Annotated in this window: 14 protein-coding genes; 5 read left to right on the forward strand and 9 right to left on the reverse strand. The window is 53.8% G+C overall.

Features of this window, described 5'->3' with window-relative positions; all coding sequences use genetic code 11:
* Positions 1–67: 67 nt before the first annotated feature.
* Both BJF95_RS13165 and BJF95_RS13170 read left to right on the forward strand, forming a co-directional pair.
* Positions 68–253, forward strand: coding sequence for a hypothetical protein (locus BJF95_RS13165; protein WP_075639897.1), 186 nt, complete (start codon positions 68–70; stop codon positions 251–253).
* An 85-nt stretch (positions 254–338) separates the two neighbouring features.
* On the forward strand, positions 339–986 hold the full coding sequence (locus tag BJF95_RS13170) for an MBL fold metallo-hydrolase (RefSeq protein WP_075640333.1): 648 nt from the start codon (positions 339–341) through the stop codon (positions 984–986).
* A gap of 77 nt (positions 987–1,063) precedes the next feature.
* On the opposite strand, the gene BJF95_RS13175 is transcribed toward BJF95_RS13170, so the two are convergent.
* The 3 genes from BJF95_RS13175 to BJF95_RS13185 all read right to left on the reverse strand — a co-directional run bounded on the left by BJF95_RS13175 (position 1,064) and on the right by BJF95_RS13185 (position 3,235).
* Positions 1,064–1,279: a cold-shock protein gene (locus BJF95_RS13175; RefSeq protein ID WP_075639898.1), complete on the reverse strand. Its 216-nt coding sequence runs from the start codon at positions 1,277–1,279 to the stop codon at positions 1,064–1,066.
* 443 nt (positions 1,280–1,722) lie between these two features.
* Positions 1,723–2,613: a DMT family transporter gene (locus BJF95_RS13180; protein WP_075639899.1), complete on the reverse strand. Its 891-nt coding sequence runs from the start codon at positions 2,611–2,613 to the stop codon at positions 1,723–1,725.
* A gap of 202 nt (positions 2,614–2,815) precedes the next feature.
* Positions 2,816–3,235 (reverse strand): hypothetical protein, encoded by a 420-nt coding sequence (locus BJF95_RS13185; protein ID WP_075639900.1) that lies wholly within the window; start codon positions 3,233–3,235, stop codon positions 2,816–2,818.
* Positions 3,236–3,566: 331 nt separating this feature from the next.
* Between BJF95_RS13185 and BJF95_RS13190 the strand changes: the two genes are divergently transcribed.
* Complete coding sequence (locus BJF95_RS13190) at positions 3,567–4,769, forward strand: pyridoxal phosphate-dependent aminotransferase (protein ID WP_075639901.1); 1,203 nt, start codon at positions 3,567–3,569, stop codon at positions 4,767–4,769.
* A 93-nt stretch (positions 4,770–4,862) separates the two neighbouring features.
* Here the strand turns inward: BJF95_RS13190 and BJF95_RS13195 are convergent, their stop codons facing one another.
* Complete coding sequence (locus BJF95_RS13195; RefSeq protein ID WP_083638837.1) at positions 4,863–6,089, reverse strand: OpgC family protein; 1,227 nt, start codon at positions 6,087–6,089, stop codon at positions 4,863–4,865.
* Positions 6,090–6,271: 182 nt separating this feature from the next.
* Positions 6,272–7,363: a calcium:cation antiporter gene (locus BJF95_RS13200; protein ID WP_075639902.1), complete on the reverse strand. Its 1,092-nt coding sequence runs from the start codon at positions 7,361–7,363 to the stop codon at positions 6,272–6,274.
* A 256-nt stretch (positions 7,364–7,619) separates the two neighbouring features.
* On the opposite strand from BJF95_RS13200, the gene BJF95_RS13205 reads away from it, so the two are divergent.
* Positions 7,620–7,892 (forward strand): DUF2188 domain-containing protein, encoded by a 273-nt coding sequence (locus BJF95_RS13205; protein WP_075639903.1) that lies wholly within the window; start codon positions 7,620–7,622, stop codon positions 7,890–7,892.
* On the opposite strand, the gene BJF95_RS13210 is transcribed toward BJF95_RS13205, so the two are convergent.
* Positions 7,880–8,773 (reverse strand): LysR family transcriptional regulator, encoded by an 894-nt coding sequence (locus tag BJF95_RS13210; protein WP_075639904.1) that lies wholly within the window; start codon positions 8,771–8,773, stop codon positions 7,880–7,882. The two genes, BJF95_RS13205 and BJF95_RS13210, sit on opposite strands and share 13 nt — an antisense overlap.
* 99 nt (positions 8,774–8,872) lie before the next feature.
* On the opposite strand from BJF95_RS13210, the gene BJF95_RS13215 reads away from it, so the two are divergent.
* Positions 8,873–9,841, forward strand: coding sequence for an NAD-dependent epimerase/dehydratase family protein (locus BJF95_RS13215; RefSeq protein ID WP_139317486.1), 969 nt, complete (start codon positions 8,873–8,875; stop codon positions 9,839–9,841).
* Positions 9,842–9,892: 51 nt separating this feature from the next.
* Here the strand turns inward: BJF95_RS13215 and BJF95_RS13220 are convergent, their stop codons facing one another.
* From BJF95_RS13220 to BJF95_RS13230, 3 genes are all read right to left on the reverse strand, one after another.
* Positions 9,893–11,008 (reverse strand): alkene reductase, encoded by a 1,116-nt coding sequence (locus tag BJF95_RS13220; RefSeq protein ID WP_075639905.1) that lies wholly within the window; start codon positions 11,006–11,008, stop codon positions 9,893–9,895.
* 51 nt (positions 11,009–11,059) lie between these two features.
* Complete coding sequence (locus tag BJF95_RS13225; RefSeq protein WP_075639906.1) at positions 11,060–11,395, reverse strand: ArsR/SmtB family transcription factor; 336 nt, start codon at positions 11,393–11,395, stop codon at positions 11,060–11,062.
* A 565-nt stretch (positions 11,396–11,960) separates the two neighbouring features.
* Positions 11,961–12,857, reverse strand: a complete 897-nt coding sequence (locus BJF95_RS13230) for a LysR family transcriptional regulator VtlR (protein ID WP_075640336.1) — start codon at positions 12,855–12,857, stop codon at positions 11,961–11,963.
* Positions 12,858–12,880 lie beyond the last annotated feature (23 nt).

Consider the following 12,880-nt stretch of genomic DNA (forward strand, 5'->3'; position numbering starts at 1 on the left):
TTAATTCGCATGCAACCAAATCGCGTCTCGCGACTTATTAAGCTAAATTAATAACGGAGAGGCGAGCATGACCCCGACACCTGAGCTGACAGATCAAGATGTTGTAGATGACAAGCTGCGCCCCCTGATGATTCTGGTCTTCAGTTTAAAGACGGCCGCCGCCGCTCTGTTGCTCGCCAATTTCCTCATGGCCGGCGCGCCGCAAAACGACCATCAGGTTATGGCGTCACTTGGTTCACAGCCTGTTCAATAATCCGAGACTGGCATTCGACCCTTGAAAAGGCTATGCAAATATCGGTTTATAGTCATGCCGCATGCATGGTGATGAAGAGGGTATTATGGGTCAGTTGCAGGCAGGGATTATTCCGGTCACGCCGTTTCAGCAAAATTGCACGGTGTTTTTTGACAGCGAAACCAAAGAGGGTGTTGTTGTCGATCCGGGCGGTGATGCGGAGCAAATCCTGGACATGGTGTCGAAAAATGGCATCATCCTCAAGGAGATCTGGTTGACTCATGGTCATCTGGATCACGCAGGCGGTGCAGAAGACGTCAAAGATGCGCTTGGCATTCAGATCATCGGCCCCCATGAAGATGATAGATTTCTGTTGGACAGCATTGAGGAAAAGGCGCTCGCTTACAAAATGCCGTGCAGAATGCGCAACGCCACGCCTGACCGCTTTTTGAAAGAAGGCGACGTGGTGGGTTTTTCCGGCCATAGCTTTGAGGTGTTTCATTGCCCCGGCCACGCACCCGGCCATGTGATTTTCTACAATCGGGCGCAAAATTTTGCCCATCTTGGCGATGTGCTGTTTAACGGCTCCATTGGCCGCACGGATTTGCCCGGCGGCAATCACCAGCAATTGCTCGATAGCATCCGCGACAAGGTTTTGCCGCTGGGTGACGATGTTGGCTTTATCTGTGGCCACGGCCCCGGCAGTCGTATTGGCGATGAGCGCCGCACCAACCCCTATCTCAAGGGGCTGTAAGCTTCCCGGCTTTGATCAAAAAAAACCCGGCAAAACTTGCCGGGCCGCTGCGCGAATGAAAAATGTGAACGAGGTAATCAGCCTGCGATCTGCAGATTGACAGCCTTAGGTCCTTTGCCGCGGCGGTCCGGTTCCGTATCAAAGCTCACCTTCTGGTTTTCACTAAGACCAGATAGGCCAGATGCCTGTACGGCTGAGATATGCACAAAAATGTCGGCAGCACCATTGTCCGGCTTGATAAAGCCGAAGCCCTTGTCAACGTTGAAGAATTTTACAATGCCAGTTTCGGCCATGCGTCAGGTCCTTTTGTCTCTGTCCGGGATCGACGGACAGCTATGCTCCATCCCCTAAGGGTCTAGCCGGCCAATCAAATGGTGAGGAAAGGTCCCTGCTACCGCAGCCACGCGAAAATAACACGACATAGTGCCGGTATCCCCTGTGGTTGCCCGGAACTTCTGCGTCTCCGGTGCCATAAATTATAGGTCTTTCCGTGCATTGAAATTGCCCGAACGAGCGAAGATTGCTTGGTTTAAAGGGAATTGGCAAGCAAAAGTTTCTTTACCAATCTGTGTTTTGTGAAGCTGCGAGAATCGCAAATAAGCCGAATTTTGGGCGTTTTGGGCGAAAATTTGCGAAGAAGCCGCTTGCCAAAGCGTAGCGCCAATAAAATCAACTCAAATTAATCAAACTTGTGGTAAACTTTTTCACATCAGCAAAATGCTGCGTGATTTAAAATTTATGCCATTGAACGCGATGTTTTGTGCCATTCAGGGACAACTTCCACCGCCAACATGGCCAAAAATAACAATCCGCAACCCATGTAACCAATCGGCGGTAGTGTTTCATGGAGAAAATAGGCGCCCAGCATTGCACCAAACAGAGCTTCGGACGACATGAAAATCGCGGCCTGAGATGATGTTGTGTAGCGTTGGCCGATAATTTGCAGGCTGAACGCCAAACCGCTGGACAACAGACCGCCATAGAGAATTTGCGGCATGCCGTTGGCAATGTCGCTCATGGTGATCGGCTCGAGTGCGCTAGCAGCTCCCGTGCAGAGCAGGGTGGTGACGGCAAATTGCGCTGCTGCCAATGTTAAAGGGCGCGGCACGGTTTGCATGATCCGGCCTGTCATCAGGATCTGGATGGCAAAAAAGCCAGCGCAGAGAATGGTGAGGCTATCGCCGGGCGAAATTGACTGAAGGCTTGCACCGTTGAGCAAAAAGATGCCCGTGACGGAGGCAAGCGATGCTGGCCAGATGACCCAATGCGGGCGATATTTTAAAAACAGCACCGAGACCACCGGCACGATGATGACGTAAAGGCCGGTTAAAAAGCTGGCATTGGTGACGGTGGTGGTTTTCAGGCCAAATTGCTGGGCAGTCTGGGCCAGAAACAGAAAAACGCCGACAATCACAAAATTTGCGATGTCGCCTCGGCTGAGCTTTTTTGTCGCTTTGCGACTTTCCATCCAGGCAAAGGGCAGCACGGCCAGTGTGGCAAGACCAAAACGCAGCGCATTAAACCAATTGGCCTCGACATGGTTCATGGCCGTTGATTGGGCCACAAACCCACCGCCCCAGATGGCGGCGGCCAGAAGAAGCGCGAGATTGGCTTGTATGCGTGTCATTCCGGACCCTTTGAATTCTAAAGCATGTCGCGTTTCATTGTCCTCAATGAAACGATAACGTACATGCGTCAAACAATGGGACCTTCCTAACGAATAAATTCCGAAACCGGAATCGAATTCGGGAAAAATAATCTACAGGTGTTGGCCAGATGTTGGGAAACAGCGGTGCACATGCGCGAATACCGGCAGATCAGGTCCCGCTCTAGCTCTTGGTGTCGTCGCGGCTTTGCGGGGTGCGATTGATCCACACTACAAACAGGCCAATCAGACTGAGCATCACCAGAATGCGGCGATCTGCCAGCATGGAAAGATAGGACGGGATTTGCACCGACGACACGCTGTTGGCAACGGCGCGGTCTATGTGGGTGTTTTCCAAATTGTCGCGGGCCTGATTGACTGTCGTGCCGATGCTGCCGGTTGAGAGCGGGTCTGGTGCCATTTGGCTCACCGGCTGTGATGCCGATTCAACTGAGGTTTCGACAACAGATGCCTGTTCGACGGCAGAAGCGGTCTCGGCGCTTGCAAAAGAAGCAAACATTGACACGCCAGCCACTGTCAGTGCTGCCAAAACTGCGCAAACGCGCAACCGTTTTCCAAGTTGATTTTCAGTCTTCTGTGTCATCGTGTCACCGCTTTATTTCACCCAAACCGCAAGGGCATAAAAGCCGCTCGAAATGGTTCGTAAAGGGACGGAATTGTGGCACTGCACCGCAAAAAATAAGGCGATATTGTGGCACGTTAACGTTTGGCCGTGAAGCGGGTTAACAGCTTCCCTGTTTGGGATGGTTTGTGCGGCTGGGTGGCCAATTGCCACTTGTGTCACCGTGACAAGAAAAGCAGGCCTGTTGGGCGTTTATGCTTGAAACAGAGCTTGAGAATTGTCATAGAGCTGTAACCTGAAGCCTTGGAAAATCCGAGGCCTGTGATCGTTCATTAGCTTCAGGATATGTTACATGGCTTTTCTTGCCGACGCTCTTTCCCGTGTTAAGCCTTCAGCCACCATTGCAGTGGCGCAGAAAGCCCGTGAACTGAAGGCCAGTGGCCGCGACGTTATCGGCCTTGGCGCAGGCGAGCCGGATTTCGATACGCCAGACAATATCAAACAGGCGGCCATTGACGCCATCAATCGCGGCGAAACCAAATATACGCCGATCTCCGGTATTCCAGAACTGCGCAAGGCGATTGTTGAAAAATACAAGCGCGAAAATGGTCTGGAGTATAAGCCAGAGCAAACCATTGTTGGCACCGGCGGCAAGCAGATCCTGTTCAATGCCTTCATGGCAACCCTGAACGCTGGCGACGAAGTGATCATTCCGGCTCCTTACTGGGTGTCCTACCCTGAAATGGTGGCGCTGTGCGGCGGCACGCCGATTTTTGTGGCCACCAAGCAGGAAAACAACTTCAAGCTCACCGCGGAAGATCTGGAAAAGGCGATTACGCCAAAGACCAAGTGGTTCCTGTTTAACTCGCCATCCAACCCATCGGGTGCGGCCTATACCCATGATGAGCTCAAGGCGCTGACCGATGTGTTGTTGCGCCACGAGCAGGTTTGGGTGTTGACCGATGACATGTATGAGCACCTGACCTACGGCGATTTCAAATTCGCAACGCCTGCTGAAGTGGAGCCGAAGCTCTATGACCGTACCTTGACCATGAACGGCGTTTCCAAAGCCTATGCCATGACCGGCTGGCGCATTGGCTATGCCGCAGGTCCACTGCCACTGATCAAGGCCATGGACATGATTCAGGGTCAGCAGACATCCGGAGCATGCTCGGTGGCCCAGTGGGCGGCTGTTGAGGCCCTGAACGGTACACAGGCCTTTATTCCAGAAAACAAGAAGATCTTTGAAGGTCGTCGTGATCTGGTGGTGTCCATGCTTAACCAGGCCAAGGGCATTGTTTGCCCATCGCCAGAGGGCGCATTCTACGTTTATCCGTCCTGCGCTGGCCTGATGGGTAAGACCGCGCCATCTGGCAAGGTGATGGAAACCGACGAGGACTTCGTCACCGAACTGCTGGAAACCGAAGGTGTTGCCGTGGTGCATGGTTCTGCCTTTGGCCTTGGCCCGAACTTCCGCATTTCCTACGCCACGTCGGAAGAGCAGTTGGAAGAAGCCTGCAAGCGCATTCAGCGCTTCTGCGCTGCTTGCAAATAAGCTCTTTGCTTGATGACAAAAAGGCGGGATGGTTTTGACCATCCCGCCCTTTTTTTGGCCCGTCTTTTTTATGTCTGTCTCTTTGTTCTCTGCTTACGCCGTTTTGGTATATTTCATCTGCGTGACGGGAGCGGCTGCGGGCTTAGGCTCTTTCGGCTGTTGGAAAAACAGTTCCCTCTCGCGGTAGAGAGCGGGAAGGGCCAGCAGCGATACACAGAAGACGGCAATGATTGTCTTGGTCAGTTCTGTGAAGGGACCAGCAAGGCCATCAATGTAGCGCACCGCAAACACCACCAACACATGCCAGACATAAACATGCAGCGAATGGCGACCAATGAGGCGCAGGAAGCTCAGCGTGAACAGGCTATGAAGCACATTCGCAGCCTTGCGCACAAATGCGTTTTCATGCTTGTGCCCGGCAATCAGCAACCACGCCACCAGGCTGGTCAGGGCAATGAAGTTCAGCAGGTATACCGGGCCGAAATCTGCCCGCACTTCCATGGTGCCGAATTTTTGCAAAATCGAATCGGGCATCCAGCCGTTGGCCGTCAGGATCCGAAGCGGCGCAAAGAACACCAGAATTGCCAACGCAAACTTTGGAATCAGTGTTTTTTCCGGTGCGAACACCTTGGTCCATTCGATTGTGCGATTGGCGGTCATGCTGCCAATAATCACGCCGGAGAAGAACACAATCTGCCAGCCCAGCAAGTTGAAGCTGGCGCGAATGCCTTCCTTGTCCGCAGCGCTCAACCAATCATTCACAGGATAGGTCACCAGGCGGTGCAGGCCAAGCTGCCCCGCCATCCACACCAGCAGCGAACCGATGGCAACCTGCACCCAGCGACCTGTGATGCAGAGCCAGATCAGGATGGGCGCAAAAATCATGTAAATGATATATTGCGGCAAAATATCCATGAAGGTGGGCTGGAACAGGAATGTTGCAATCGAGCCAAGGCGAAGAGGATCATTCAGGCTCGTTTCACCCAGCCAGTCATGCCAGATCTGAGTGGATTGCGGCAAAACCAGGCGCGCGGCCAGAATCACCAGCACGATGCCCATGGCATAGCGATACAGCTCAAAGGCGCGCGCCCAGATTCTGTCTCGGGCGGCATCATAGCCGCTTTTCAGCATTTTTCGCCCATACACCATGCCCACCAGGAGGCCGGACATGAACACGAAACCCTGTGCATCTTCAACAAATGTCAGCTGGTTATGATTGATCTTCACCAGCAGATAACCACCTGTAAAAATCAGGTGATTGAGCATCATGAACACAAGGAAATAACCTCGCATCCCGTCGAGAACATCTAATCGCTTCAAGGCCGTAGCTCCCGATTCAAAAACCATGCGTGCAGCATGTTCGGTTTTGTTGTCCTTCATCTTGGTGATATTGCGGCAAGCGTGGAGGCTTTTTCACCATATCTCCATGTCAACGAACTTGTTTGGGAATCGTTCCCGATTCACGCGAACGTGACGAAGGTTCCTAATTTTAGAAGGTTAACTTAGAGCCCCAAAGCTGAAAGCATGATGAACGTTGCAAAGAGGACGAAATGGGTCATACCCTCAATTGCATTTGTCTCGCCATCGTTGAGATTTATGGCGGCAGCAATCAGCGTTATCGTGACCATCACCGTCTGCACCGGGCTCATGGCCATGATGAAAGGCTGGCCGGTGTAAAGCGCTATGGCCTCCATGACCGGCACCGTGAGGATGACGGTGGAGAGCGAAGCCCCCATGGCGATGTTGACGGTTGCCTGCATGCGATTGTGCAAGGCTGCTTTCAATGCGGTGATAATTTCGGGCGCTGCCGAAATCGAGGCCACCAAAATCGCCATAATGGCCGGTGGTGCGCCGGTGCCGCGCAGTCCTTCCCCCATCAACACCGACATGAATTCGGCCAAGATACCAATCACCACCACGCCGATGATGATAATGGCGATGGAGGTGGCAACGGAATGCTCTTCTTCGGCGGGGGCGTCATCCTTTGCGCTTGAGGCGGCACGGCGCGGATAGCTGTAGCTGAAAAAATAGCTGTGCTGGCCAACCTGCATGCGCAAAAACACCGCATAAAGCGCCAGCATCGCAAAAATGGTGAAGGCGGAATAATAGGTCCATTTCGCATCGGGCACAAATTCCGGCACAATCATGGAAATGCCCATGGCGGTGAGAATCATCACGCCATAGGTTTTGCCACTGTCGTCATTATAGGGTTGCTCGCCATGCTTCAGGCCGCCCAGCAGCGCTGCCAGCCCCAAAATACCGTTGATGTCGAGCATCACGGCTGAGTAAATGGTGTCACGCACCAGGGTGGGTGATTCCTCGCCACCCATCATGATGGCCAGGATCAACACTTCCACCGCCACTGCAGACAATGTGAGGATCATGGTGCCATAGGGATCGCCAACTTTATGGGCGAGAATTTCAGCATGGTGGGCAACGCGCATGGAGGCCACCAGAATGCCACCCACCAACACGGCTGCCCCCAGCAGAGACACAATTCTTCCCGCTTCAAGCAGGCTGTGCTCTGCGAAAAAGGCAATGATCGCCAAAACAAGCGGCAGCACCAAGATTTTTTCTTGTTTTATATCGCTCACGTGCTGTCATCCTTTTGTCTGCATGCTGTGTGGAAGATCGCGAATCTCTCTTGGGATGAACCGTAACGGTTGAGTGCTATTTGCAGTTCCGTCTCCAAGATGCAATAGTAGGTGCCTGTACAGGTGATCGTATGATTTTATTCTTGACCCTGCCTTATGCTGGCATAGGGTGATGATAAAATGATGTGGCAGATCAAAGCTCTACATTGTTTCTCATGCGTTAAAATCCGAGCTGCTGTTGGGAGAGGAACCCACGATGGTCAAAGTTACCTATGAAATCGTACCCCATGATGAAGGCTGGGCTTACCGCTCAAACGGAGCCTATTCCGAGCGATTCGACAGCCATGACCAGGCGCTGGAGGCGGCGCGGATTGTGGTGCGCGAGTTGTCGCTCAATGACGAGCCGGTGCGCATTATCTATCAGGATGAAGATGGCAAGTGGCGCGCTGAGATGAGCAGCGGAGACGATCGCCCCGAGGCCGAGATTGTTGACAACTACCAGCCCAAACAGGGGCGTCACTCGGCCTGATAGGCCTTCAATCCGTTGACGATGGCGTCAAAGGCCACGCGACAGCGCGGGCTATGCTTGAGATCTTCATGCATCACCACATAGGTGTCGAGATCGACGTTGAGTTGGGTCGGTAAAACCTCGACCAGATCATCATGGCGCTTTGCCAACGTGGTTTGGCACATGCCAATGCCAGCCCCCGCACGAATGGCGGCAAATTGCGCTGCATTGCTATCGCAGCGAAAGGCAAAGCTGATGCGCGCGAGATCGGGCCGCGCTTTTAAAATGTCACGAATATAGGCCAGCTGCCGGTCAAATCCGATCAACCGGTGCTGATGCAAATCCTCCAGTGTCTTGGGCGTGCCGTGTTTGGCTAGATAGCGGGTGTGGGCGTGAAAGCCTAAGCGGATAGCGCCGATGCGCTGACTGAGAAGATTGCCCTGCTGCGGGGCCACCATGCGCACGGCAATATCCGCCTGATGGCGCAGCAAATCCTCCACCTTATCCGATAGCGACAGCTCGATCTCGAGGTTCGGGTGGCTTTCCTGCAAGTCCGCCAGAATAGGCGGCAGAATTTCAATGGCGACAATTTCACTGGCGCTGATGCGCACCGTACCTTGCGCGGCATGGTGGCCGCTTGATGCAATGCGGGCAAGCGTGGCGCCGCTGGCTGCCATCGCTTCCGCCTGTGCGCGCATGGCCAAGGCGGTATCGGTGGGCAGCAGCCCTTGCGGAACCCGCAAAAACAGCGAGGTGCCAAACATGGCCTCCAGCGCTTCGATATGTCGTCCCACGGTGGGCTGCGTCAGCCCAAGGGTTCTGGCGGCCGCAGAAAGCGAGCCTTCGTCCAGAACGGCTAAAAAGCTTCGAAAGTGATCCCAGCTGGTTATGTCTTTTGCCATGCGAAAATGTATAGCATAACCACATAAATATACAATTTTGAAAAGCACGCTCAAAGCGCACTGTCTGGCCATCAGACACACCGATGACGGAGACAGAACATGACAGAGATGGGCAATAGAAAACTGGTTTTGGTGCTGGGCGCGACCGGCGGCATTGGTGGTGCGCTTGCCAAGGTGCTTTTGGCGCGTGGTTATCGCATTCGCGCGCTGCATCGACTTGGCAGTGCCATGGCAAAAAACAACCCGGCGTTTGAGTGGGTGCAGGGTGACGCCATGAATGCCAAGGATGTGTTTGAAGCGGCAGCGGGCGCGTCTGCAATCGTGCATGGCGTCAATCCGCCCGGCTATCAGCGTTGGGCTGAGTTGGTGTTGCCGATGATTGACAATAGCATTGCCGCTGCCAAGGCCCATGGTGCCATGATTTTGATGCCGGGAACCATTTATAACTTTGGGCCGGATGCCTTTCCGCTTCTCAAAGAGGACAGTCCGCAGCATCCGTGGACGAAAAAGGGAGCCATTCGGGTGCAGCTGGAGCAGCGGCTGGAAGCGGCAGCACAATACGGTGTTCGGACGATTCTTGTGCGGGCAGGGGATTTTTTTGGCCCCGATGCGGGCAACAACTGGTTTGCCCAAGGCTTGGTGAAGCCGGGAAAGCCGATTACATCGGTGTCCTTGCCGGGAAAGCCGGGGCTTGGACACGCATGGGCTTACCTGCCTGATGTTGCCGAGACATTTGCGCAATTGCTGGAAAAAGCGCCCGCCTTGCCGCCATTTGCCCGCTTCCATATGGCGGGCCATTATGACGCTGACGGGCTTGCCATGGTTCGTGCCATTGCCAAAGGTCTTGGCAAGGAAAATATCAAAACCCGGCGGTTCCCGTGGTGGATCGTGCCGGTGCTGGCACCCTTCATGCCTTTGTTCAAAGAGCTTGGGGAAATGCGTTATCTTTGGCAGCAGCCATTGCAGCTCGATAATCAGCATTTGAAGGGAGCGCTTGGCGAGGAGCCACAAACGCCGCTGGATGAGGCAGTGCTGACGACGTTGAAGAGTTTGAAATGTGTAGCCTGAAACGATCTTAAATTTGCCCCCGCCTGTTGGCGGGGGCAGACTATCCTACAATCAGGCGTTCAAGGTTGGGTAGTCGGTGTAACCCTTTTCGCCGCCGCCATACATGGTGGCCTGATCAAGCTCGTTCAAAGGCGCATCCGTCTTCAAGCGCTCCACCAGATCGGGGTTGGAGATGAATGGCTTGCCAAATGCCACCATGTCAGCCTTGCCGGAGGCGATGGCGTCTGTGGCGGTTTTCTTGTCATAGCCATTGTTGACCATCCACACGCCCTTGCCACCGGCATTGATGTAGGCATCCTTGAAGGCTGCCCAATCGAACGGGGCGTCGCCCTGGGTAAAGTCGCGCGCACCACCGGTGGCACCTTCAACAACGTGAATATAGGCGAGATCAAAGGGAGCAAGCTTTTCGATCAAAGCGGTGTAAACCACCTGAGGCTCGGGATCGAACACATCATTGGCGGGCGTAACCGGCGAGAGGCGAATGCCGGTACGGCTGCTGCCGATTTCGCGGGTGATGGCTTGCACCACTTCCAGGGTCAGGCGAATGCGGTTTTCAACAGAACCGCCATAGGCATCCGTGCGCTGGTTGCTGCCCGCGCGCATGAACTGTTCCAGCAGATAGCCATTGGCGGCATGGATTTCCACGCCGTCAAAACCAGCATCAATGGCTGCGCGGGCAGCCTTGCGATAATCTTCAATCAGGCCTGGAATTTCGGAAAGCTCGAGCGCGCGTGGCTCGGATGTATCGGCAAAATGGCCATTGCCTTCACCATCCATAATATAGGTCTTGGACTTTGCGGCGATGGCAGAAGGAGCAACCGGTTTGCCGCCATTGGGCTGCAGGCTGGTGTGCGAGATACGGCCAACATGCCAGAGCTGCGTGACAATCTTGCCACCTGCTTCATGCACAGCCTTGGTCACGGCCTTCCAGCCCTCGATGGATTCTGGCGTATAAAGGCCGGGAACGTCAGCATAACCCTGACCCTGGTGGGAAATAGCGGTTGCCTCAGTAATCAGCAGACCCGCCGTTGCGCGCTGGCTGTAATAAGTGGCCGTCATGGCGCGCGGAACAGCGTTTGGCGAACGATTGCGGGTCAGCGGTGCCATGGCAATGCGGTTGGCGGCGGCGATGTCGCCGATCTGGATGGGATCAAACAGAGTGGTCATTGAAATCGTCCTTTCAAGGGGGAAAGATGGCGTGGGGGGAGGAGATGGATGTCAGAGGTGGGCTTTAAGCTTTGCAAGAAAAGCTTTGATGGCCTCTTCATCCCGTTTGTAGAAAATCCATTGGCCCACTTTTTTGGAGGTCACGAGGCCTGCTTTTTGCAAGCTTGCGAGGTGGGCCGAAACCGTGGACTGAGAAAGACCACACCGCTCGAATTGACTGGCGCAGATACCCATTTCCAGCGGATGGGCTTGATCGCTGAAATGCAACTCCGGCTCCTTCAGCCATTGCAGCATGGAGAGCCGCACAGGGCTGGAAAGCGCTTTCAGGGCTTCATCCAGATTGTCAGGTTCCAGAGAATTGTCCGGTGATGAGGTTATATCGTCCATGACCAATATATAGATCGTTTAATTTCGATATCAAGAGCCGCCCTTTCGATATCGCAAAAAAAAGCACCCGTCGCCGGGTGCTATAGGTGTGGAGATGTTCATCCTCCAGAGGGGAACAGCTGAAAAGGGAGGCCACCCAGAGGTGGCTGCTTTGCTCAGCTACACTCTATTTAGGGTGCGGAAATCGCGTTTCAATGGCGTGTGAACAAAATTCATCAAATTCATGGATGATGGATGCATGGCCCATATCGGAGGTGAGATTTGGCCAAAAAAAAAGGGGCCACCGGATTGCTCCAGGGCCCTAAAGTGTGAAGGTTAATTTAACCTCCAGAGGGGAACAGCTGGTGCGGTGGAACTGGGAGGAAGCCACCGTGTGCATCAGCTATGTGCTGTATGATGGTTTTTTGTGCAGTGAACAATGCTTTTTTGTGCATGGGAGGCATGCAAGTGTCGCAAGTCTCTCAATTTTGTCGTTATTGAGAGATTGTTCAACAATGTCCAATGCAGGAAAAATCCCTTATTTTCAGGGATGTTATCGACCAGATGCTTCACGGTTGTGAAAAAATCAGAAACTCCAGTTTCTGGCTTTGGCAACGATGAAATCACGAAAAACTTTTAGCTTCGCCGCATTTTTCATCTCATCCGGGTAGCAAAAATAGGTATCAAACGACGGAACATCGGCGTTGATGGGCAGTTGGATGAGGCCCGGATCGCGTCCCACGATATAATCAGGCATGCAGGCAACGCCGATTCCCAACAGGCAGGCGCGCTTGATGGAGGTTTGACTGTTGATCTGCAAATGCGGAATGCGGCGATTATCAGACGAGCGGCCTGCCACTTCCAGCCAGTTCACATCCAGCAGGTAGTTTGGCGCAGGCTCACCAAAGGAAATGATGCGGTGATTGTCCAGATCTTCAATGGTCTGCGGCTCGCCGTAACGATTGATATAGGATGGTGCTGCGTAAACATGCATGTGCACGGTAAACAGCTTGCGCTGGATCAGGTCTGATTGCTGCGGCTGGCGCAGGCGAATGGCGCAATCGGCATGGCGCATGTTCACATCCAGTTCCTCATTGTCGAGGATCAGCTGAATGGACATATCGGGATAAAGTTGCAGAAACTCCTGCACCTTATCGGTCAGCCAGCCCTGGCCAAGGCCAACGGTGGTGGTAACGCGCAATTTGCCGGTGGGCTTGTCGGTGGTTTCCGTCAGCTGCATTTTCACTGTTTCCAGCTTCAGCAGCACATCATGGGCGGTGCGATAGAGCAGCTCGCCTTGCTCGGTGAGAATAAGACCACGGGCGTGGCGGTGAAACAATTTCACGCCCACGTCCTGCTCTAGTGCGCTGACCTGACGGCTGATGGCCGATTGCGAAAGGTGCAGCTTATCGGCCGCATGGGTAAAGGACCCAGCCTCGGCTGCGGCATGGAAAATCCGCAACTTGTCCCAATCCAGCGGTATATTGCTGCCCCCTCGCATCATGC

This window comes from Rhizobium oryziradicis (assembly GCF_001939045.1).
Lineage (GTDB): Bacteria > Pseudomonadota > Alphaproteobacteria > Rhizobiales > Rhizobiaceae > Allorhizobium > Allorhizobium oryziradicis.